The following is a 20,028-nucleotide window of genomic DNA, read 5'->3' as shown; positions in this document are numbered from 1 at the left end:
TCAGGTAGGCGCGCTGTCTTTCTGCATGGCGCGTTGCAGGGCAGGGCGTTCCGAAATGCGGCGTACATAGCTGTCATACGGTTCGCCTGCCGGCATAGCGGCACGGAACCATTGCAGCAGGCTTCCGAACAAAATATCGAGCGCTGAGAATTGCCCGAGAATAAAGCCGCCATCCTTGATCGCCTCGCGCCAGCGACGGTCCAGTTCGGCATAGGCATATTGTTGAACCGGCGTCCAATTTTCGCGCGGGCCGGACGTCAGCACGGATTCGAGCACCCCGTTATAGAGGCCCAGCCATGAGACGTATTCGGCCCGTCTGGGGTGTGTCGGCGTCGGGGCCATACCTGCGACGCGATAACGGTCTGTCAGGAACAGGAAGATCAGCACCGATTCAATCAGCACCTGACCATCAATCTCGATGGCGGGAGCTTGCTTGAGCGGATGCGGATTGGACGGATCATTGCCGCCTTCACCACTCTGGCGACGGATATCGACATAGTTGATCGTGTAGTCGGCCCCTAGTTCTTCCAGCAACCACAGCATACGGGTGGAACGGGATTGCGGGGCATGGTGAAGGATCAGCGACATGGAGCGACCTCGGAAATTACACTGTCGGCTCTAACCTATCGCTGATCGGCAATATGCGCGAGCTATGAAAAAGCCCCGCCGGATATCTTAGGCGGGGCTTTTCAGTCTGGAATGATGACGGCGTCTTACGACGGCGAGATCATGTTTTCCGGACGGACATACTGGTCGAACTCTTCGTTCGTCAGATAACCGCCACCAACAGCTTCTTCACGCAGGGTGGTACCGTTCTTGTGTGCGGTCTTGGCGATCTTGGCGCAGGTGTCATAGCCCAGCTTGGCGTTCAGGGCGGTGACCAGCATCAGCGAGTTTTCGAGGCCGTGCTTGATGTTGTCTTCGCGCGGCTCGATGCCGACGACGCAGTTGTCGGTGAAGCTGATGGCCGCATCGGCAACCAGACGGACCGATTGCAGGAAGTTGTAGGCCATGACTGGATTATAGACGTTCAGCTCGAAATGGCCTTGCGAACCGGCGAACGACAGGGCGGCATTGTTGCCGAACACCTGAGCGCAAACCTGCGTCAGGGCTTCACACTGGGTCGGGTTGACCTTGCCCGGCATGATCGACGAACCCGGCTCGTTTTCCGGCAGCGACAGCTCGCCCAGACCCGCGCGCGGACCCGAACCGAGGAAGCGGATGTCGTTGGCGATCTTGAACAGCGAAGCGGCAACCGTGTTGATCGCACCGTGCGAGAAGACCATGGCGTCGTGGGCCGCCAGTGCCTCGAACTTGTTCGGGGCGGTGGTGAAGCTCAGGCCGGTGATCTTGGCGATGTTCTCGGCAACCTTCTCGGCGAAACCGATCGGGGCGTTCAGGCCGGTGCCGACGGCAGTGCCGCCCTGCGCCAGTTCCATTAGGCGCGGCAGGGTCTGCTCGATGCGCTCAATGCCCATGGCTACTTGGTGTGCATAGCCGCCGAACTCTTGGCCCAGCGTCAGCGGTGTGGCGTCCTGCGTGTGGGTGCGGCCGATCTTGATGATGTGCGCCCAGGCCTTGGCCTTGGCGTCCAGAGCGGCGTGCAGGTGCTTCAGGGCCGGGATCAGGTCGTTGACCACCTGTTCGGCGCAGGCAACGTGCATGGCCGTCGGATAGGTGTCGTTCGACGACTGGCTCATGTTCACGTGGTCGTTCGGGTGAACCGGCTTCTTGGAGCCCATTTCACCGCCCAGAATTTCAATTGCGCGGTTCGAGATGACCTCGTTGGCGTTCATGTTCGACTGGGTGCCCGAACCGGTTTGCCATACGACCAGCGGGAAGTGGTCGTTCAGCTTGCCTTCGATCACTTCATTGGCGGCCTGAATGATAGCGTCGGCCAGTTTGGCATCCAGCTTGCCCAGATCGCGGTTGGTCTCGGCAGCGGCGCGCTTGACGATACCCAGAGCGCGGACAACCGGCAGAGGCTGCTTTTCCCAGCCAATCTTGAAGTTGCCAAGCGAACGCTGGGCTTGGGCACCCCAATAGCGGTCGGCGGCCACTTCGATCGGGCCAAAGGTATCGGTTTCGGTGCGGACGTTGCTCATAACGAACTCTCAGACGTGGCGGGAAGTTGGTTGGGGGTGTAGCACTTGCGACGGTCAGGGCAAGGGAACTGACGGCAGGAAAGGCAAGTTCGCGTGGTTCAGGGTTGGGTTGGCACCGGTAAAGTGCGTGCGCGCGAAGTCGGTGAAGTGGTTGAAATCGTCATCGACGGACTGACCACACAGGCCAAATATTACAAGCCGCTGGTCTATGAGTTCATGCGCAAGGAATGGCAGTCGCGCCCGCAATGGGGCGACCATGTCGTCGAGATTGTGATGGAGCATGTCGGCGATCCGCCGTGGATGGACCTCGACAATCTGGCCAAGGCGCTACTGGATTCCATCAAGGGCTATCTGTTCCATGACGACAGTCAGGTCGCCCGCCTTCTGGTAGAACGCAATGAAGGCGAGCGCGAGCGGATCATCATCCGTTGCTATCGGCGTTAGTCCCTAAACCTATTCTATGCCCGGATAGCGGTTGAACGCGGGCAGCGCATCAAGGTTTTTCATCCAGTCGATGCGCTCTGCGGTCTGGATCTGGGCCTGCAACGGGATGGCTGCCGGATTGTCCAGCGTGGCGGATTGAACATCGATCATGTTCGGGAAGATTGTTTCGTTGACGTAGAACAGGCTGGTCCCGCAATCGCCACAGAACATACGCTGTGCCCCCTCTGACGAGGCATAGGATTTGGGTGTGCCGGTTATCTGGATCTGGTCGTTACGAACCAGTGCCCATGACGCGGCGGGTGCACCGGACGCTTTGCGGCAGTCGGTACAATGGCAAAGGGTATGGTGCTGGACATCCGTATCCATCTCGTAACGGATTGCGCCGCAGTGGCAGCCACCTGAAATCATAACGTCCTCCCTCATGTTTATGTTTTGTTCTAGATCGGCGGCGTCCAAATTTCAAGACGGCCATGTAGGTAGGGGCTAGAAACTAAAATGGCCGACCCTGTTCAGGATCGGCCATTTGGGGTGTGCTCAGGACGCTGCGTTGCTTATCAGCGTCTGGATGTCTTTGGGCTTTGCGATGGAGGTGCCGCCAGCAGGATAGGTGGTCAGCTTGCCGCCTTCCCATAGACCGACTTCCATCGCCTTGACGGCGGGGTCGATCAGCAGATAGGCCGCATTGATACCACCATCGTGGGGCTTGTTGCCGCTGGTATAAAGGACATTGCCTTCACGGGTCAGCGGGCTTTCAACCTTCATATTGGTTTTGAAGGTTTCAAACTTGTCGCCCAGCAGGGTTTTGAGCGGCGCGGCAATGACCGAGGTCTCAAACAGGCCGCTCTGGCTGGGATATTGGCTGACCAGCGGTTCCAGTGAAGCCCATTCACCGGTCAAAGGTGCCGTAGCCGCCGGTGCGGGTTCCGCAGCAACAGGATCGGCAGGCGCTTGTGCCGGCGGATTGTTTTCCGGCGACCCGCAAGCGGACAGTGCCAGACTGCCTGTAATGGCGACCAGCGCGATGGTGAAGGCGGCACGATTGTTTTTAATCATGAAAACGCTCCGTACAGACGCAAGGTGCGGCGTCTGGTTCATAACGAAAAGCGGGCTCTATAGTTGCCGTTATTTCTTGCGGAACTGGTCCAGAGACACGACCTTCGGGCCGCTGTCGTCATCGTCGCCGGTCGTAGGGGGCGGGGCCGCTTCGGGATCGCGCACAGGTGTCAGCAGCGGGGCGATTTCGGCCTCGATGGTTTCCGGCTCGTCGAACTGAAGCATGAACTGCACGCTGGGGTCATAGAAGCGCACAATGGCCGTATAGGGCACTGTCAGAACCTTGGGCAGACCGCCGAACTTCAGCGTGACCGTGAACAGGTCGTCATTGACCGCCATATCCCAGTACTGGTGCTGTAGGACGATGGTCATTTCGTCGGGGTATTTAGCGATCACATCAGCTGGAAGCGACACGCCAGCGGCGCGCGTTTTGAAGGTAATATAGAAGTGGTGGGCTCCCGGAATGCCCTCGGGAGAGGCTGCGCGTTCCAGCGCAGATTTGATGACGCCACGCAATGCATCCTGAGCCAGTTGCTCGTACTGCATCTCGTCAATCGGGGGTTGTTGGTCGGTCATCGTTGGCCTCAAAACTCGCGCGACCGGCGTGTGTAGCGGTCTGCGAGTGTGATGAAAGAAACTGTGGCCAGCGGCAACACGTTTTTTATGAATTGTATCGGGAGAAGTGGAGGGTTTCTGTTGGCAGGCACCCTCCGGGCCCCGCCTAGGGATCTGAACCCCTAGGACTTAGATCGGAAATCACCGAACTGCATTACGCAGCGAGGCGGACTTCACCAGCGAAGTTATCGTTCGCATTTAGTTTAATTAGCCCGATACGATGAGCCACGTCGGGCGAAAGCAACCTCTTTACACGTCCGTCGATGCTAGTCGGCCCCGTACTCGCCTCGCCGATAACGCGAAGAGGAAGAGATTGGTGGAGCCGCCGGGAATCGCACCCGGGTCCGGTCCGCTTATTACAAGCGCGTTTATCGCCATAGTCCGAGCAAGCCCGAACGCATTGAATATAGGACGGCTTTGTTCAGCCGACAAGGCGGCGTGCACGGATTCCTTACGGACGTTTGCGGGGCCAGTCCGCCTGCTGGTTGCGGAACCATGTCAGTTGACGTTTGGCATAGTTGCGGGTGGCCTGTTTCATGGCCGAAACGGCTTGTTCGCGGGGCATCTGACCGTCCAGCCATGCGGCAATCTCGCGCAGACCCACGGCCTTCATGGCGGGGAGGCCCATATCTAGACCTCGTGCCATCAGCGCGCGTGTTTCTTCGATCGCTCCGGTTTCCAGCATGATATCCACGCGGCGGTCGCAATTGGCATAAAGCACGTCGCGTTCCGGATCGACGATGATGCCGCTCCAGCTTTCAGGGCGCAGCAGGGGGTGTGTTTCGGCCTTGAACTCGGTCAGGGATTTGCCCGATGTCCGAAACACCGACAGGGCGCGTACCAGACGCTGTCGATCTGACGGGAAAATGCGGGCTTCGGATTCGGGATCGATCTCTCGCAGGGTCGCCCGAAAATCCTCTTCGCCGCCGATATCGTATTCTTCCTCGACCATCTCGCGAATAAAGGGCGGCACGGGCGGGATATCGGCCAGACCCTTGGTTAGGGCGTTGAAATACAGGCCCGTTCCACCCACCAGAATGGCATTCTTGCCGTCGGCATGGGCGCGGCAGATTTCATCCAGTGCCGCCCGGGACCATTTGCCGACCGACCAGGCTTCGCCTGCATCGGCCACGCCATAGAGGCGGTGAGGGGCCTTGGCTTCGTCTTCAAGGGGGGGGCGGGCACTGAGGACCTCCATATCAGCATAAAGCTGCTGGCTGTCGGCATTGATAATGACCGCGCCCGTTTCCATCGCCAAATCCAGCGCCAGCCGCGATTTGCCGGAGGCCGTCGGGCCACCGATCAGGGTAATGGAGGGCTGTGGATTCGAATTAGACAAGGGTGAGGCTCGCGGTTCTTGTCCGCAGGCGATAGAAGGCGCGGACCGATGCGGCAAGACCCGTCGGCAGGATTGGAGTTATCACCTTGATCGACCGCGCCACTGTCACCGCTGTTCTGGATACTGTTATCGACCCGAAATCCGGCAAGGGACTGGTTCAGGCTGGACTGGTTCAAGGACTGGTCGTGGAGAACGGCCGCTCGGGCTTTGTGATCGAGGTGCCGTCAGCAGATACCGCCCTTTATGCGCCGGTGCGTGATCAGGCCGAGGCGGTACTTAAGGCTATCGAGGGCATGGAGCGTGTCTCGGTGATCCTGACGGCGGAGACTGTGGCCAAACCCCAGCGCCGCACGGCCAGTCTGTCGCCGCAAGCCGTGGACCAGAACCGGCCCAAGGCACCGGTCCCGACCGACCGTCCGGCCCATGTGAAGCGCGTATTGGCCGTGGCCAGCGGCAAGGGCGGCGTGGGCAAGTCGACTGTTTCGGTCAATCTGGCGGTGGCACTGGCCAAGCGCGGCCTGTCGGTCGGTATACTGGATGCCGATGTCTATGGCCCGTCCATGCCGACCATGCTGGGGATTTCCGGTAAGCCTGCCTATGAAGACGGCCAGATGGTGCCGCACGAGGCGCATGGCCTGAAGGCGATGTCGGTGGGCCTGTTGACCGCTGGCAATGACGCCATGGTGTGGCGCGGCCCGATGGCCTCGCAGGCCATTACCCAGATGCTGACCCAGACCCGTTGGGGAACGGCGGAAAAACCGCTGGATGTGTTGGTGGTGGACTTGCCGCCGGGTACAGGTGACGTGCAACTGACCCTGATCCAGAAAACGCCGCTGGATGGCGCTGTGATTGTCTCGACGCCGCAAGAAGTGGCGCTGGCCGATGCCCGCCGCGCCCATACGCTGTTCGAGAAGGTGGGCGTACCGACGCTGGGCCTGATCGAAAATATGAGCGGTGAAGTCTTCGGCAAGGGCGGCGCAGAGGCCGAGGCGGCGCGTTTGGGTGTGGCCTATCTGGGCGATCTTCCGCTGTCCGCATCGGTGCGCGAGGGGGGCGATGCCGGTGTGCCTGTCACTGTGGCGGTGCCGTTCGGAGAGGCTGCCGAGCGTTTCGATGCCGTGGCTGCGGCTATGATAGAGGCGCTGTCCCTATAGGTCGCATAGCAGACTGTAACTTTTATTGAGCTTAACTGTTACAGTTTGACCGAACCTTGCCACTTTTGGTTGTCACCATAGCTTCGTGCCCCCATCTCATCGGGGCGTAGAGTAGCGTTGGAGAAAACCGATGAGCGAGTTTGCGCCCGTACGGGGTTTTGCTTTGCGAGAGTCGCTGAAAGACAGCGGCACGGCACCGAAAGTCCGGGGCGAGATACCCGAGCGCAATTTGCGTGACGATTTCGCCATGTCTGCACTGGATCACGCGACCACCATCTATTCCAAGATGGCGGTGGCCGAACTGGACCGTTTGATGGGCCGTAAGAACTATTCCAAGGACGAGGCTGTGGCGCGACTGGCATATAATATGGCCGATGCCATGCTGGTTGCGCGCGAAATTTAGGCTGACACAGTTTAAAATCGCAACGGACCCTTTAAACCCGCGTCAAGGTGAACCATCTTCGGAATAACCAAACTCCGGAGAATGCTGCGTGAGCCTTGATCTTCTATTCCAGCCTTTCACAATCAAGAATCTGACCCTGCCGAACAGGGTAGTTATGGCCCCGATGACGCGGATGTTCTCGCCGGGCGGTATTCCGACCGATGACGTCGCAGCCTATTACCGTCGTCGCGCCGAGGGCGAGGTGGGCTTGATCGTCACCGAAGGCACGACGATTGAACGCCCCGCAGCCCGCAATGACGCCAACATTCCCTATTTCTACGGCGATGCCATGCCGGCGTGGAAGAAGGTGGTGGACGAGGTTCACGCTGCTGGTGGCCTGATCGCGCCGCAAATCTGGCATGTGGGATCGGCGCGCGGGGCATCGCCGGACTGGCAGCCGCTGGGCAAGGTGGATGCGCCGTCGGGCCTCGTTATGCCCGACAAGGCCAAATACGAGCCGATGACCGACGAGGACATTGCCGACACGATTGCCGGTTTCGAGGCCTCGGCCCGACATGCCCGCGAAGTCGGCTTTGATGCTGTCGAAATCCATGCCGCGCATGGCTACCTGATCGACCAGTTCTTCTGGGATGGCCTGAACCGCCGCAATGACCAGTGGGGTGGGCAAACCCTGGCCGAGCGCAGCAAGCTGGGCATCGAGGTTATCAAGGCGGTACGTCGCGGTATTGGTGAAGATATGCCGCTGATTATTCGTTTGTCACAGTGGAAACAGCAGGACTACAGCGTCCAGATGGCCAAGACGCCCGATGAAATGGCCGACTGGCTGTTGCCGATGGCTGAGGCGGGTGTGGATGTGTTCCACTGTTCGCAGCGCCGTTTCTGGGAGCCGGAATTTGAAGGTTCAGACCTGAACTTTGCCGGTTGGGCCAAGAAGCTGACGGGCAAGCCGACCATCACTGTAGGCTCGGTTGGTTTGAACGGCGAGTTCTTGGCCAGCCTGTCCAAGGGGGCGGGTGCCGATCGTGCAGATCTGAACGAGTTGCTGCGCCGTCTGGAGCGCGAAGAGTTCGATCTGGTCGGCGTGGGTCGTGCGCTTCTGTCGGACCCGAACTGGGTCAAGAAGGTCAAGGAAGGCCGGTCAGGCGATATGGTCGATTTCGACCGTTCGCACATGATGCAGCTGACCTAAGAGAAAAGGCCGGAGCGGATCGCTCCGGCCTTTTTTATACGGGTTCGACCACCACGGCGGTGCCGTAACACAGGACCTCGGTGGTGCCGGGCATGATCTCAGTGGCGTCATAGCGCACAGCGATTACGGCATTGGCTCCGAGGCTCTGGGCGTGATTGATCAGTTCGCTATAGGCCTCGGCACGGCCCATCTCGGCCAGCTTTACATAGGCGGTGATGCGCCCGCCGATCATGGCGTGGATGCCGCCGACAAAGTCGGAAACAGCATTGCGGGACCGGACAGTCACGCCGCGTGCCATGCCCAGATGTTTGACGATGCGGTATCCGGCCAGATCATTTGTAGTCGCAACAAGCATTGCGGTGGTTCCTGTTAGCGGCGTTCCAGAGTGCGGAACGTAAAGGCGTGGTCGTCTTTCTCGCCCGCAGGATGCGCTTCGTTCAGGGTTTCCGTCCAGTCCGCTTCGTTAAAGGCGGGGAACAGAACATCGCCGTCGGGGGCGGCATCGACCTCGGTGATATAGAGGCGTTTGGCGCGCGGCAGGGCGGCTTCGAAAATGGCGGCACCACCAATGATGCAGATTTCGTTGACCTCATCGTCGGCGGCCTGTTCACGGGCCATGGACAGGGCTTCATCGAGGCTGGTGACCACCACACAGCCCTTGGCCTTTTCGCTCTCGTGATAGGATTCGTCCTTGGTCAGCACCAGATTCAGTCGACCGGGCAGGGGGCGAAGCGGCAGGCTTTCCCACGTTTTTCGGCCCATAATGCAGGGCTTTCCGATGGTGACAGCCTTGAAGCGTTGCAGATCCGAGCGAATGCGCCACGGAAGATTACCGTCGCGTCCGATCACACCATTAGAGCCACGGGCAACGACAAGGGCGATCTGGGCGAGGTGCAAGGGGTAGTCTCCGGAAGGGAATCGGGGGCAGCGGTGCCGCCCCCTTTGTCCCTAGGTTAAGCTTCCGGTTCCAGCAGTTTCAAGCGGAACAGCAGACCACCCAGCACAGCGCCAACCAGCGGGGCCACGATGAACACCCAAAGCTGCGACAGAGCTTGGCCACCAGCCAGAATGGCAGGACCGAAGCTGCGGGCCGGATTGACCGAAACGCCGGTTACCTGAATGCCGACAATGTGGATGACAGCCAGGGTGATACCGATGGAAACACCGGCAAATGCGCCGTGACCCTTGGCACCCGTCACACCCAGAATGGCGATCACAAAGATGGCCGTGGCCACGATCTCGAAGATCAGAGCGGCGTGTAGGCTGTAGCCGCCGGGCGATCCGGCATCAAAACCGTTCTGGCCCAGTTGGGTAAAACCGGTCTTTGCAATCGCGCCAAGGATCATAGCCCCGATAACGGCACCGATGAACTGGGCGATCCAATAGATCACCATATCTTTTGCGCTCATTCGACCGGCGGCAAAGACACCGAGGCTGACCGCGGGATTGACGTGACAGCCCGACACGGGACCAATGCCATAGGCCATGGCGATAATGGCAAAACCGAAGGCCAGAGCGATGCCCAACTGGCCTACAACATCAAAACCGGCCAGAACGGCGGCACCACATCCAAAGAATACAAGAACAGCCGTGCCGATCAGTTCGGCCGCAAACTTCTTAATCATGGAAGTCCTCCCTCTCATGGTTGGAGCCTGAAAGACTCAGCCTCACGAGAAGGAGTGTGACTTTAAAAACCGATGTTGTGTGTAAATTTAGGTTTTCGGCTTAAGCCATTGAAGCCATTTGCGTTCCATGGCCGATTCAATGTCGATACCGGCACGCTCGCAATAGATCAGCAACATGCCCAGCACATCGGCGGCCTCGTCGGCTTGAGCCTGCGGATTGGCCTCGCCACGCGCACGGCCGCTAAGGTTCAGGTGTTCCTTGGTCAGTTCGCCAAGCTCTTCCTGAAGCTTCAGGAGTGCCCAGTCGCGGTCACGGTCGATATTATGCTCGGCCGCATAGATGTCCGAAATGCGCAGCACATCGGCTTGAAGGTCTTTGAGATTCATTTGGGGGCTTTGGGAGTGGATCAGACCGAAACGGCGGCCTTGATGTGGGGCCATGCCTCATAGCCGGTGAGGGTGAAGTCCTCGGGAGCAAAGGCGAACAGGTCGGTGTGCGGCGCGATCTGCATCTGCGGGAAGGCCAGCGGCGTGCGGGTCAGTTGCTCGCGGGCCTGATCCAGATGGTTCAAATACAGGTGGGCATCGCCAAACGAATGGACGAACTCGCCCGGTTCCAGACCCACCACCTGCGCTACCATCATGGTCAGCAGCGCATAGGAGGCGATGTTGAACGGCACACCGAGGAAGACATCGGCCGAGCGTTGATACAGCTGGCAGCTCAGCTTTCCATCGGCCACAAAGAACTGGAAAAGGCAGTGGCAGGGCGGCAGCGCCATGTCATCGACATCGGCGGGGTTCCATGCCGAAACGATGTGGCGGCGGCTATTGGGGTTGTTCTTCAGGCCATCAACCAGTTTTTCGATCTGGTCGATCACGCGGCCATCAGGGGCCGCCCACGAACGCCATTGCTTGCCGTAAACCGGACCAAGCTCGCCATCGGCATCGGCCCATTCGTCCCAGATGCTGACCTTGTTTTCTTTTAACCAGCGGATGTTGGTTTCACCGCGCAGGAACCACAAAAGTTCGACAATGATCGAGCGCGTATGCAGCTTCTTGGTGGTCAGAAGCGGGAAGCCTTTGGACAGGTCAAAACGCATCTGGCGACCAAATACGCCGAGTGTCCCTGTGCCGGTGCGGTCGCCGCGTTCGGAGCCATTTTCCAGAATGTCGCGCAACAGATTGAGATACTGCCATTCGGGATGGTCAGCAGGGGCCGCGTGAAGGCGGTTTTCCAAATCGGCGAGGGCTGCGTGCGCGTTCATGAGCCACAGGATGCCTCCGATTCGGGTTGGTTGGCAGCGGCTGATTCTATCGCTTCACAGAAATGAGAACGCCCGCCGCTAAGTAGCGACGGGCGTTGAGTTATCGTGTCATCCGTATTGTGGATGTTTTAGGTTCCGGGCGCGAGACGCTCGTTTTGAACCCAGCCGATGTTGTCGTTATCGTCCATGACTTCCCACCACACGCCTTCGCGTTTGCCAGTCGGATAGAGACGCAGACCCGTCGGCAGAGCACGAACGACCGAACCGCCATTCGGGCTGGAACGCAGGGTCGAAGCCTGTTGGACCGTATAGGTCTGGATCGGCGCTTCGGCCGCAGCATTGCCACTGAGGCCGCCCAGTTGGGTCACCAGATCGGTATAGGCCTGAATGAAGGAAGCGGCCACGATGCGTCCGATCTCGGTGTTTTCATAAGCGCCACCACCCAGTGCACCAGCACCAAAACCAGCAGCGCCTACGCCCCACGACATATTGCTACGCGAGGCATAACCCTCGGTAACAGCACGGGTTTCCGAGGTGCGGACATCCGTCAGCGAAAGAACTGTATTGGCTTCCATGTTGCGTGTACGCAGGCCACCGATCAGGGCACCGGCGCGGCCACCCAGAGCTGCCCCCGCCAGACCGGCAAGAGCACTGCCGCCGGTGTTGTCGTTCTGGCTGGCAATCTCGCCAACCAGCACATAGTCGGCGGCGCGAACCTGACCGCCACCAACATTCGAGCCGCGTTGCAGATCGCCACCACGAGCACGCTCGCGTTCGCGTTCGGCGATATTCATGCCAGTGCCACGGTCAACAAGGGTGAAGCAACCGGAACGCTGAATCACGACGCGCAGCAGAGATTGCGGGGGCGACAGTTGAAGTTCGCGCCAATAGTCCGACTGGCCATCGGCAATAGTCACACTGCCCAGATTGGTCGTGCAGCGCGGAATATTCGCCATTTGCTGGTCTTGAGTGCGCTGCGCACCAGAACGGCGGTTTTGCGCTTCGGCCAGACCAGGCATGGACAGGCTCAGGATAGTAGCGGCGATTGCCACATTTCTTGGCGAAAGTTTCACGGCGTAGTCCTGTAAACTTAGATTGAACGCTAAAATATCGGGCAGGCGTTATTTGGCCTTTATTATACCCAATACATGACTTGATTAAGAAGGTAATGCCACCGAAAACGCGTCAAGCATGTTACTTTGACGCTAGGTCAGCTTTTGCTGCTGACACGGTCTTCTTGCACCCAACCAAGACTGCCATCGGTCACTTCAACTTCCAGCCAAGCGCCTTGTTTGCGGCCGGTCGCGAGCAGAGTGTCGCCCGGCTGTACGGCCTGGAGCGGTTCGCCGCTTGGGCTGTTACGCAGGACAGAATTACGGCTGACCGTGATCTGGGTGACCGACGACGCCGGACGCGAAGCCGTGACGGTCGTGTCGCGGTAGTCGTTATCGCGATTGTTTACAGCACGTTCATTGGCCGCTCTATCGGCTTCGTAGCGCGCGCGTTCTTCGCGACGGATTTCATCACGGATACGATCTTCTTCGGCGCGACGGCGTTGTTCTGCGCGATCACGCTCGGCCTGTTCAGCGCGGTATGCGCGGCTTTCTTCGTGGCGACGATCGGCTTCGGCGGCGGCAATGGCCTCGCGGTTGGCTATGACAACCTCGGGCGTGTCCGAGCCTGTGCCGCCAAGCGAAACAACTAGGTCGGAATAGGCGCGTACGAGGGCCAGAGCGATAACCTTGCCTTCGTCTTCGCTTTCATAGCCGGCCCCCACACGACCACCGAAATGGTTGTCGCGAATCCGCAGGCGGCGCAGTTCGTTCTCATTGGCGATAGCGCGAGTATAACCAACCGTCTCTGCCATCGGCACACTCGCAATGGACATGATGATCTGGGCATCTTCTTTGCCCTTACCGATATCCTTCTGGAGGCCCTTGAGGGAATCGACAGTGCGGCTGTTTAGCGTCTGATCTATCTGGCTGCTGGCCAGATTGCTGCCCATACTTAGCAATTGGCTCATGCCTTGGCCCATTTCGGCCCCACCTTCGCTGCCCGTTAAGGCTGCAACGCCAGCTTGCATCAGTAAGCGCCCCCCTGAAGATGCGAGAGAACCCATCAGGCCGCGGCTACGGTCCGACGTGTCTGCGTCAATTGAATTGCCCAGTTCCGCAACCAGTACGAAGTCTGCGGTGCGGATACGGCCCGCAGCGCCCAGACCGCGTTCCCGTTCAATAACATCCATACCCGGACCACGTTCGATCAGGCGGAAACAACCGGATTCGCGTATCAGATGGCGCAAAACTTCGCCCGGCGCGCCCAATCCCATTTGATTGAACATTTGGTTCTGGGTGTCCGCGATGGTGATGGTGCCCAGATTTTGGATGCATCGAGGCACTTCGTTAATCGCTGTCGATGGAGCCTGACGCCCTCGACCGAAGAACATTTGAGCTTCGGCTGACGCAGGTAGGACCATAGCAAGGGTGCCGACGACGACAGCAGCGACAGTGCTACAAGGTGAAAACGACATGAATAAGCTCTGCTTTAGTTATGAATGTCGTATAGCAGAGCTTAACATGAACGTTAGCTTAAAGAGCCGGGCTTTCTAACCTGAAAAACCCCCTTCATTCAGAAAGGCTGATTCTTCGCTAGTCGTTTCTCTACCTAGGGATGCGTTGCGATGTGGAAAGCGACCAAAACGGGCAATTACATCGCGATGGATCACTGCATAATTGTAGGTATTCTCGTATTTTGACTTATCCAAAAGGTCGATCAGGTCGTTTTGGTCTTTCAAATCTTCTGAATGCATCAACGGCATAAGCACAAATGGCAGCAAATCGCTGGCAACGTTGTGCTGATAGTTTTTGGCAATGGCCTGACGGGTGAAATAAAGCGCCAATGAATCGGTTGCGAACATGTGGCCGGTATTGCGGAAGCAATTGCGAGGAAACTGATCCAGCAGGATCAGCAGAGCCAGAGCGCCATCGGCTGTATTCATCCAAGAATCAAGCTCTCGGCGAGCTGCAGCATAGTGAGCCTCCAGAAACTCCGCTTTGAAAGCCTGATCGAAGGAATCATCCTTGGCGAACCATTTTTCTGGTCCGGCCTTGGTCCAGAAGGAAATGACATCGGCGGGCGAGGGCAGGTGTGTGTCGGTCATATGCAAAACATAGACGCTGATACAGAGAAGGCCACCCTTAGGGTGGCCTCTGTAACTTCCAGATTAATCAGGAAGATGGTCGGAGTGATAGGATTCGAACCTACGACCCCCGCGTCCCGAACGCGGTGCTCTACCAGACTGAGCCACACTCCGACTTAACTCTAAACCGATTGAAACGTGTCCGACCGGCGTTGAGGAGGCGGCTTATAACCAGCACATCATGGTGCTGCAAGTAGGAAAATGCACTTTTGAAAAAAGACGCTGATCGATGAAATTTTCTACAAAATCAGCAAGAAAGGCGTTGCGTTCCGTAAAAGCTTGGCATATCTAACCGACCTCGCCGGGGCGCAACGCCCTAGCGGGTCACCGAAGCGGTGGGGAATGGTGTAATGGTAACACTACGGTTTTTGGTACCGTCATTCTAGGTTCGAGTCCTAGTTCCCCAGCCATCGGATTTCAAAAGGCCGCCCTTACGGGCGGCCTTTTTGCTTTGGTGCTTAAAAGCAAATTTTGAGCGCGGGTTAATTCGTAAGGCGTGCCGGAGGATGCGAATCTGCATTGCTGAAAGAGGGCGCTCTGCCTCGAGGTCGAGATAAAATCGCGGCGAGGTCGTTCTGATCCCATCGAATCTGCATGAGATTTCGATGTCTGCTGCCGGTTTCATAAATACATGGCGCTTGGCCCTGGTCTGAGCGGTCTGAGCGGTCTGAGCGATAAAAAAGGGCCGGTGGATTTGCTCCACCGGCCCTTTGCTTGCAGCTGCCTGATACGGCTTAGAACTTGAAGCTGGCGCGCAGCAACAGAGTGTAGCGTACATAGTCTTCCAGCAGTTCTGCGTCGCCCGTGACGGACAGCATACCCAGTGCATTGCCGACATTCAGACGGAAGCCGAGGATCGGGCCGCCACCTTCGATGCCCTGGCTCTTCAGCAGGAAGGAATCGCCACCCGAAGCAAAGCGGGCAATCGTATCGCCGGTATCAACCGAGAAGTTGTGGCGATAGCCAACACGGAACTCTGGACGAATCCAGCCGTCCTGACCAAAGCCGTAACCGATGTTCACTGCAGCTACGCCCGAGAAGATATGGCTGTCACGATCCTGGATTTCCAGATCGAATCCGTCGCCACCGCCCACTTCGGTACGGGCATCCTCGCTGAGCGAGAAGTACTCGGCATAGACTTCAGGACGGATGTTCAGGCGACCATAGTGCTTCTCGTAGGATGCACCGGCTGCGGCCGACAAGGTGAAGCCATTCCAGTCGGATTCGTTCTTCAGGTTGATGCCATCAGCGACCAGGCGGCGTGTGGCGTCCATCCATGCATAGCCCCCAGCCGCGCGGGCCCATGTGGTCCATGCCTGGCCCTGAGCGCGCCAATAGAGGCCCAGTTCCAGCAGATTGGCAGACAGGACTTCTTCGGCAGCCGATTCCGGATCTTCGATGTCCGAAGAGGTGAAGGCGACGGACAAGCCCAAGGCACCCGCACGCGTTCCGCGTTCGATGCCACCGGCAACGCCAAAGCCTTCCGAACGGAAGCCATAGGAGTCGGTCTTATCCTTGTCGGCGTAGAAGTTGATTTCCTGAACCCAGGCGCTGGTTTCGCCTTGAGCAGCCGAGGCATTGCGACCGGTCAGGGCACGCGTCACAGCATCAACACCGGCTGCCAACGACATCAGAGGGCCGCCAGAATGGTCAGGCAGCATCTGCTCGTACAGCTCGAAGAAGCCTTCGCGTGACGTCTGGCTCAACAGGGCGTTGCGGATCGCATCGTTTTGTTCAAGACCATTATAGAGCACGTCATAGGCATCGGCCTCGACGGCAATCATATTCAAATCGCTGGCAGATTTGCGTTCGGCGGTGATGTTCAGCTTGCCATCAGCCGCCTGGCTGTCATCCAGACCAATGTCATAAACGTATGGCGAGTTTTCCTTCAGAGAAAGCTCATCCAACTCGCCAAGGTTCAGGGTGTCGGCGTCAATGATCGTGAAGCTTGTCGGGTTTTTGATCAGGCTGTCGAAACGCATACCGATGCCAGCACCGTCGGCCAAGGTTGCATTGCCATTGACCTTGAAGCCGCCATTGGCTGCATTGGTCGGATCAAGTGTGACGACCAGGGTGCCTTCGGAGCCGACATTCAGCGAGGTTAGGTCCGTCACGCCGCTTTGACGTGCGTCCAAAGTGCCCTTGCTGATGTCGATCGACAGCAGGCCGTCGCCGGAATCGAGTTTACCCGTAACCACAGCGCCGCCCGAGATCAGCAGGCTGTCTGCACCGGTACCGAATGAGATGTCGCCATTCACGGTACCGTTGCGGATATCGATCGTATCGGCACCCGATCCCAGTTTGATGTCGCCGGTGAGCGACGGTTCCTTGGTATCGGGAACACCATCACCATCGGAATCGACGACGCCGTCGACAACGCCCCCGACGATACCGTCCTGAACGAACGAGAAGCCGGTTGTATTATTTGAGGCATTGATCGCCGTAGCCGAACCCGTAACGGTATCTTTGCTATCCGAGGGGGCCACCACGGCCAGAACTGTGCCGTTGTTGACGAAGCTGGTCAGGCTGCCGGACGCATCATTGATAGCCGTTACAGAAGATTTCCCACCGGTAACATCCGCAACAATCGAACCCGTATTGGTGATGCTGCCGAGGTTGGCACCGGCATCGATATTGATCGCCGTCAGCTGGCTCTCGGTGTTTGAAACGCCGGTAGCGCGGATCGTGCCCGAGTTATTGATGGTCGGAGTGTTTGCGCCAGCTCCCATCTGGATAGCCGTTGCATTGGCATGCAGGCTGGTAGCGACGATCTCGCCCGAGTTGCGAATACCGCCCGCAATATTGACCGCATGACCGCCATCAACACCAACCTTGAGGGCGGTCGAATGAACACCGTCATAGACGCCGATACCTGCAATCGCGCCACGGTTGACGATACCATAAGCATTATCGCCGGTTCCGGTAACACCCAGATCGATGTCTCGCGTCGCCGACCCGATTTGGATTGCAGGTGCACCGCCATAGGACGTAACCGAAGCACGGCCCTCGTTGGCGTCGGTTAGACCATCGCCATCACGGTCTGGGTCTTCACGGTTTTTGATGCCGTCGCCGTCATCGTCCTCGTCACCATTCTTGACGCCGTCACCGTCATCGTCACCGTCGATACCTCCGGAACCATAGGTCGGGCCGCTGTCCAGCAGTAGGCCCTGGGTCAGGTTCGCCGAGATATTAACCGCCGGTCCACCTTGCAGCAGGTCATCGGCATCGAGGTTTTCGTAATAGACATAACCATTGAGCGCACCGGTTTCGGGTTTGTTGCCCGGACGGGTCGTGTAGCGGTAGCCCGTCGAAATGACAGTGCCTTGTACATTAAAACGCCCATCGACATCGCCTTGGACGTCAATACCCATTGCGCCTTCGCCGGTGGCCTTGATCGAGCCCAGCAAGTTCACGTTACCTGTGGTGCTGCCACCAAGGTGCACAGCGGTCGAACGATCACCAACAACATTGATGCTGCCATAGTTGGTCAGATTGCCAACGCGGTCGCTTTCAACCGAAATACCGCGAGAATCATTGCCTTCGACATTGATGACACTGGTCGTTTCAAGCAGCACATTGCCGGTCGACACGCCCGGTCCTGCGAAACGCAGACCTATGCGGTTTCTGCCCGCTGCCCAAGGGCCATCCGGCACGCCGTCTTTGTTGTCATCCGGATAGGTTTCAATCGAATCCGTGATGTTGATGGATCCGCCGAGGGTGATGTTGCTGGTGTGACCGGGCTGTACAAGCACGCCGGTCGAACCGTCAGCAGACTTCTCCATCTTGATGGAGGAACCGGCATCAGTCTTGAAGTCGTGCGATGAATCAATGGTGACAGCTGTGCCGCTGTTCACAGCGATCGAGCCGTTATTCGCGATACGGACACTGTCTGGACCCGTACCCGTTGCCGTGGACGTGAGGATCGGGGTGGTACGGGCTGTGGAGACAACAGTCTCTGCAAAGGCGCCAGAAGCGACGACAAGAGGCGCAATCGCTGCTGCTGTGGCCAGTAGTGCACGCATTCGAAACAAATCCCTCAAGGCAATCAGTCGTCAGTGAAGCAAGCAGACCGTCTAGCAGGTCATTCGCCCGTTGACTCCAAGTTTCTCAGTTTTAAGGCGAATGCAAGGCTTTAGGCGTGGTTTGGTGTCAATCAAGCACTGTCATATTACAACGATGTAACTGTGCAGTGGTGCTCAAGCTTTGCGATCAGGTGCAAAGCGATTCGTTTACGACCTTCTGCATCTTGGATGCGTTTGGTGCGTTCAGGTAATCCTTGCGGTGGATTTGAGAGATAGATGAGTCAGGTTGATATCCAGGAAGCCGAATTCAGTCTTCTTCCCGCGCTTGACGAGCAAATTGGCAATACGCTCAGCCGCCTAAAGGCTATGGCGCAATCCGAACGACCACGACTTGTCGATACGACCATGCTGTTTGCACCGCGTTCTGGCGGTGTGAAGCGCTATCTTCAGGCCAAACGAACCTGGCTGGCGGCGAACCGGCCGGGGGTGGATCACACCCTCGTTGTGCCGGGAGCGAGACATCATATAGACGCTGACGGAATCGTTCGCATCCGATCTCCCAAGCTGCCTTTTGGTGATGGCTATCGCTGGCCCAGTTCTGCGCGCAAATGGGGGGCGTGGGTGTCGGCGCTAAACCCGTCTGTCATCGAGGCGGGGGACCCTTACAGTGCAGGACAGGGAGCGTTAGAGGCAGGGCAGCGGGTTGGAGCACCTGTTGTTGGTTTCTGCCATTCGGATCCTGCGGCTCTTGCGGCGCTGCATTTTGGAGAATGGGCAAAGAAGCCGGTAGAGAAGCGCTGGGCCAAGGTCTTTTCACAATTTGACCGCGTGGTATCCCCCAGCCGCTTTATTGCGCGCCGCTTGGAAGAGGCGGGTATCAATAATATTGTCATCCGCCCGTTAGGGGTCGAGGTGGATACCTTCCACCCTGACCGACGTGATCGCGACTGGCTGTTAAAGCGTACAGGGTTGCCTCAAGAAGCCCGCCTTCTTTGTTTTGCGGGGCGACCAGCCAAAGAAAAAAACGTCGATGTGCTGATCGATGCGGTGCAGAAGCTGGGCGATCCCTACTACCTAATCCTTGTCGGGGCGGGGCAGGGTATGCCTGCCGAAGATCGGGTGATTGCTCTCGATTATGAAAAAGATCCCAAGGCCGTGGCTCGTATAGTGGCCAGTGCCGATGCCTTTGTTCATGCTAATGACAAGGAGCCGTTCGGCTTGATCGTGTTGGAGGCCATGGCCTGTGGCCGTCCCGTGGTGGGCGTTAATTCGGGTGGCGTGGCCGAAACGGTCGATGAGCGGGTGGGGCAGTTGGCCGAGCGTGCCAATGCTGATGACTATGCAGAGGCGATAGAGGCTCTGTTTGAACGCGATATCGAGGCGCTGGGTGCTGCAGCGCGCGTCAAGACGGTCGAGCAGTTTGCATGGCCGCGTGTGTTTGAAGAGCTGAGCCTGCTTTACGGCGAGGTTAGCGGTTGTCCGGAGTTCGCTATGCCTGCGCCAGATATTCGTCTGACCGGTTGAGTGGACGGTCAGAGAATCTGATCGCGCTCCAGCGGAGACGACTTGTGATCGGGTTTAACTGGTTGGAAAGAGAAAAGGGCGGTTGCGCCAC

General features: G+C 58.1%; 20 protein-coding genes, 2 tRNA genes and 1 other RNA gene. 6 read left to right on the top strand and 17 right to left on the bottom strand.

Translation table 11 applies throughout. The features are described from left to right. Both WEU32_RS08805 and fumC read right to left on the bottom strand, forming a co-directional pair. Positions 1 to 588, bottom strand: a complete 588-nt coding sequence (locus WEU32_RS08805) for a glutathione S-transferase family protein (RefSeq protein WP_406851629.1) — start codon at positions 586 to 588, stop codon at positions 1 to 3. 125 nt (positions 589 to 713) lie between these two features. Next, complete coding sequence (gene fumC, locus WEU32_RS08800; RefSeq protein WP_406851628.1) at positions 714 to 2,105, bottom strand: class II fumarate hydratase; 1,392 nt, start codon at positions 2,103 to 2,105, stop codon at positions 714 to 716. A 93-nt stretch (positions 2,106 to 2,198) separates the two neighbouring features. On the opposite strand from fumC, the gene WEU32_RS08795 reads away from it, so the two are divergent. Further along, complete coding sequence (locus tag WEU32_RS08795) at positions 2,199 to 2,549, top strand: RusA family crossover junction endodeoxyribonuclease (RefSeq protein ID WP_167177272.1); 351 nt, start codon at positions 2,199 to 2,201, stop codon at positions 2,547 to 2,549. 9 nt (positions 2,550 to 2,558) lie between these two features. On the opposite strand, the gene WEU32_RS08790 is transcribed toward WEU32_RS08795, so the two are convergent. The 5 genes from WEU32_RS08790 to miaA all read right to left on the bottom strand — a co-directional run bounded on the left by WEU32_RS08790 (position 2,559) and on the right by miaA (position 5,556). Further along, complete coding sequence (locus WEU32_RS08790) at positions 2,559 to 2,972, bottom strand: GFA family protein (RefSeq protein WP_406851627.1); 414 nt, start codon at positions 2,970 to 2,972, stop codon at positions 2,559 to 2,561. A 111-nt stretch (positions 2,973 to 3,083) separates the two neighbouring features. Further along, positions 3,084 to 3,602 (bottom strand): hypothetical protein, encoded by a 519-nt coding sequence (locus tag WEU32_RS08785; protein WP_406851626.1) that lies wholly within the window; start codon positions 3,600 to 3,602, stop codon positions 3,084 to 3,086. 69 nt (positions 3,603 to 3,671) lie between these two features. Beyond that, positions 3,672 to 4,178, bottom strand: coding sequence for a ClpXP protease specificity-enhancing factor SspB (locus WEU32_RS08780; protein ID WP_312812821.1), 507 nt, complete (start codon positions 4,176 to 4,178; stop codon positions 3,672 to 3,674). A 105-nt stretch (positions 4,179 to 4,283) separates the two neighbouring features. Continuing rightward, positions 4,284 to 4,653: a transfer-messenger RNA gene (ssrA, locus tag WEU32_RS08775) on the bottom strand. A 15-nt stretch (positions 4,654 to 4,668) separates the two neighbouring features. Beyond that, positions 4,669 to 5,556, bottom strand: coding sequence for a tRNA (adenosine(37)-N6)-dimethylallyltransferase MiaA (gene miaA, locus WEU32_RS08770; RefSeq protein ID WP_406851625.1), 888 nt, complete (start codon positions 5,554 to 5,556; stop codon positions 4,669 to 4,671). A gap of 86 nt (positions 5,557 to 5,642) precedes the next feature. Between miaA and WEU32_RS08765 the strand changes: the two genes are divergently transcribed. The 3 genes from WEU32_RS08765 to WEU32_RS08755 all read left to right on the top strand — a co-directional run bounded on the left by WEU32_RS08765 (position 5,643) and on the right by WEU32_RS08755 (position 8,302). After that, a complete protein-coding gene (locus WEU32_RS08765; RefSeq protein WP_406851624.1) occupies positions 5,643 to 6,710 on the top strand; it encodes an Mrp/NBP35 family ATP-binding protein in 1,068 nt (355 codons plus the stop codon). A 130-nt stretch (positions 6,711 to 6,840) separates the two neighbouring features. Continuing rightward, complete coding sequence (locus tag WEU32_RS08760; protein WP_406851623.1) at positions 6,841 to 7,113, top strand: hypothetical protein; 273 nt, start codon at positions 6,841 to 6,843, stop codon at positions 7,111 to 7,113. Positions 7,114 to 7,201: 88 nt separating this feature from the next. After that, positions 7,202 to 8,302 (top strand): NADH:flavin oxidoreductase, encoded by a 1,101-nt coding sequence (locus tag WEU32_RS08755; RefSeq protein WP_406851622.1) that lies wholly within the window; start codon positions 7,202 to 7,204, stop codon positions 8,300 to 8,302. 34 nt (positions 8,303 to 8,336) lie between these two features. On the opposite strand, the gene WEU32_RS08750 is transcribed toward WEU32_RS08755, so the two are convergent. The 9 genes from WEU32_RS08750 to WEU32_RS08710 all read right to left on the bottom strand — a co-directional run bounded on the left by WEU32_RS08750 (position 8,337) and on the right by WEU32_RS08710 (position 14,505). Beyond that, entirely contained in the window at positions 8,337 to 8,657 is a 321-nt protein-coding gene (locus WEU32_RS08750) for a YbjQ family protein (RefSeq protein WP_167177289.1), read from the bottom strand. 14 nt (positions 8,658 to 8,671) lie between these two features. Continuing rightward, positions 8,672 to 9,199, bottom strand: coding sequence for a dihydrofolate reductase (locus WEU32_RS08745; RefSeq protein WP_406851621.1), 528 nt, complete (start codon positions 9,197 to 9,199; stop codon positions 8,672 to 8,674). Between the two features lie 56 nt (positions 9,200 to 9,255). Then, a complete protein-coding gene (locus WEU32_RS08740) occupies positions 9,256 to 9,927 on the bottom strand; it encodes an aquaporin (RefSeq protein WP_406851620.1) in 672 nt (223 codons plus the stop codon). An 87-nt stretch (positions 9,928 to 10,014) separates the two neighbouring features. Beyond that, positions 10,015 to 10,314, bottom strand: coding sequence for a phosphoribosyl-ATP pyrophosphohydrolase (locus tag WEU32_RS08735; RefSeq protein ID WP_167177293.1), 300 nt, complete (start codon positions 10,312 to 10,314; stop codon positions 10,015 to 10,017). Positions 10,315 to 10,334: 20 nt separating this feature from the next. After that, positions 10,335 to 11,192 (bottom strand): thymidylate synthase, encoded by an 858-nt coding sequence (locus tag WEU32_RS08730; RefSeq protein WP_406851619.1) that lies wholly within the window; start codon positions 11,190 to 11,192, stop codon positions 10,335 to 10,337. A 128-nt stretch (positions 11,193 to 11,320) separates the two neighbouring features. After that, on the bottom strand, positions 11,321 to 12,244 hold the full coding sequence (locus WEU32_RS08725) for a CsgG/HfaB family protein (RefSeq protein WP_406851618.1): 924 nt from the start codon (positions 12,242 to 12,244) through the stop codon (positions 11,321 to 11,323). Positions 12,245 to 12,402: 158 nt separating this feature from the next. Continuing rightward, positions 12,403 to 13,722, bottom strand: coding sequence for a hypothetical protein (locus tag WEU32_RS08720; RefSeq protein ID WP_406851617.1), 1,320 nt, complete (start codon positions 13,720 to 13,722; stop codon positions 12,403 to 12,405). Between the two features lie 75 nt (positions 13,723 to 13,797). Continuing rightward, positions 13,798 to 14,352: a DUF924 family protein gene (locus WEU32_RS08715; RefSeq protein WP_406851616.1), complete on the bottom strand. Its 555-nt coding sequence runs from the start codon at positions 14,350 to 14,352 to the stop codon at positions 13,798 to 13,800. Between the two features lie 76 nt (positions 14,353 to 14,428). Continuing rightward, positions 14,429 to 14,505 (bottom strand) — tRNA-Pro (locus tag WEU32_RS08710). A gap of 222 nt (positions 14,506 to 14,727) precedes the next feature. On the opposite strand from WEU32_RS08710, the gene WEU32_RS08705 reads away from it, so the two are divergent. Continuing rightward, positions 14,728 to 14,801, top strand: a tRNA-Gln gene (locus WEU32_RS08705). A 324-nt stretch (positions 14,802 to 15,125) separates the two neighbouring features. On the opposite strand, the gene WEU32_RS08700 is transcribed toward WEU32_RS08705, so the two are convergent. Next, positions 15,126 to 18,413 carry an autotransporter domain-containing protein gene (locus WEU32_RS08700; protein WP_406851615.1) on the bottom strand — a complete coding sequence of 1,096 codons (3,288 nt, stop codon included), beginning with the start codon at positions 18,411 to 18,413 and terminating at the stop codon, positions 15,126 to 15,128. A 276-nt stretch (positions 18,414 to 18,689) separates the two neighbouring features. Between WEU32_RS08700 and WEU32_RS08695 the strand changes: the two genes are divergently transcribed. Further along, complete coding sequence (locus tag WEU32_RS08695; protein ID WP_406851614.1) at positions 18,690 to 19,937, top strand: glycosyltransferase; 1,248 nt, start codon at positions 18,690 to 18,692, stop codon at positions 19,935 to 19,937. Positions 19,938 to 20,028: the final 91 nt, after the last annotated feature.

Source organism: Brevundimonas sp. BH3, from assembly GCF_045345115.1.
GTDB lineage: Bacteria > Pseudomonadota > Alphaproteobacteria > Caulobacterales > Caulobacteraceae > Brevundimonas.
Note: the sequence above shows the minus strand (reverse complement) of the source record. Positions and strands in the feature narration are given on the sequence as shown.

What these genes read in the sequence shown, in the direction of transcription:
- WEU32_RS08805 (WP_406851629.1), bottom strand. Translation starts at nt 588, where the DNA reads ATGTCGCTGATCCTTCACCATGCCCCGCAATCCCGTTCCACCCGTATG.
- fumC (WP_406851628.1), bottom strand. Translation starts at nt 2,105, where the DNA reads ATGAGCAACGTCCGCACCGAAACCGATACCTTTGGCCCGATCGAAGTG.
- WEU32_RS08790 (WP_406851627.1), bottom strand. Translation starts at nt 2,972, where the DNA reads ATGAGGGAGGACGTTATGATTTCAGGTGGCTGCCACTGCGGCGCAATC.
- WEU32_RS08785 (WP_406851626.1), bottom strand. Translation starts at nt 3,602, where the DNA reads ATGATTAAAAACAATCGTGCCGCCTTCACCATCGCGCTGGTCGCCATT.
- WEU32_RS08780 (WP_312812821.1), bottom strand. Translation starts at nt 4,178, where the DNA reads ATGACCGACCAACAACCCCCGATTGACGAGATGCAGTACGAGCAACTG.
- WEU32_RS08760 (WP_406851623.1), top strand. Translation starts at nt 6,841, where the DNA reads ATGAGCGAGTTTGCGCCCGTACGGGGTTTTGCTTTGCGAGAGTCGCTG.
- WEU32_RS08750 (WP_167177289.1), bottom strand. Translation starts at nt 8,657, where the DNA reads ATGCTTGTTGCGACTACAAATGATCTGGCCGGATACCGCATCGTCAAA.
- WEU32_RS08740 (WP_406851620.1), bottom strand. Translation starts at nt 9,927, where the DNA reads ATGATTAAGAAGTTTGCGGCCGAACTGATCGGCACGGCTGTTCTTGTA.
- WEU32_RS08735 (WP_167177293.1), bottom strand. Translation starts at nt 10,314, where the DNA reads ATGAATCTCAAAGACCTTCAAGCCGATGTGCTGCGCATTTCGGACATC.
- WEU32_RS08730 (WP_406851619.1), bottom strand. Translation starts at nt 11,192, where the DNA reads ATGAACGCGCACGCAGCCCTCGCCGATTTGGAAAACCGCCTTCACGCG.
- WEU32_RS08720 (WP_406851617.1), bottom strand. Translation starts at nt 13,722, where the DNA reads ATGTCGTTTTCACCTTGTAGCACTGTCGCTGCTGTCGTCGTCGGCACC.
- WEU32_RS08715 (WP_406851616.1), bottom strand. Translation starts at nt 14,352, where the DNA reads ATGACCGACACACACCTGCCCTCGCCCGCCGATGTCATTTCCTTCTGG.
- WEU32_RS08700 (WP_406851615.1), bottom strand. Translation starts at nt 18,413, where the DNA reads ATGCGTGCACTACTGGCCACAGCAGCAGCGATTGCGCCTCTTGTCGTC.
- WEU32_RS08695 (WP_406851614.1), top strand. Translation starts at nt 18,690, where the DNA reads ATGAGTCAGGTTGATATCCAGGAAGCCGAATTCAGTCTTCTTCCCGCG.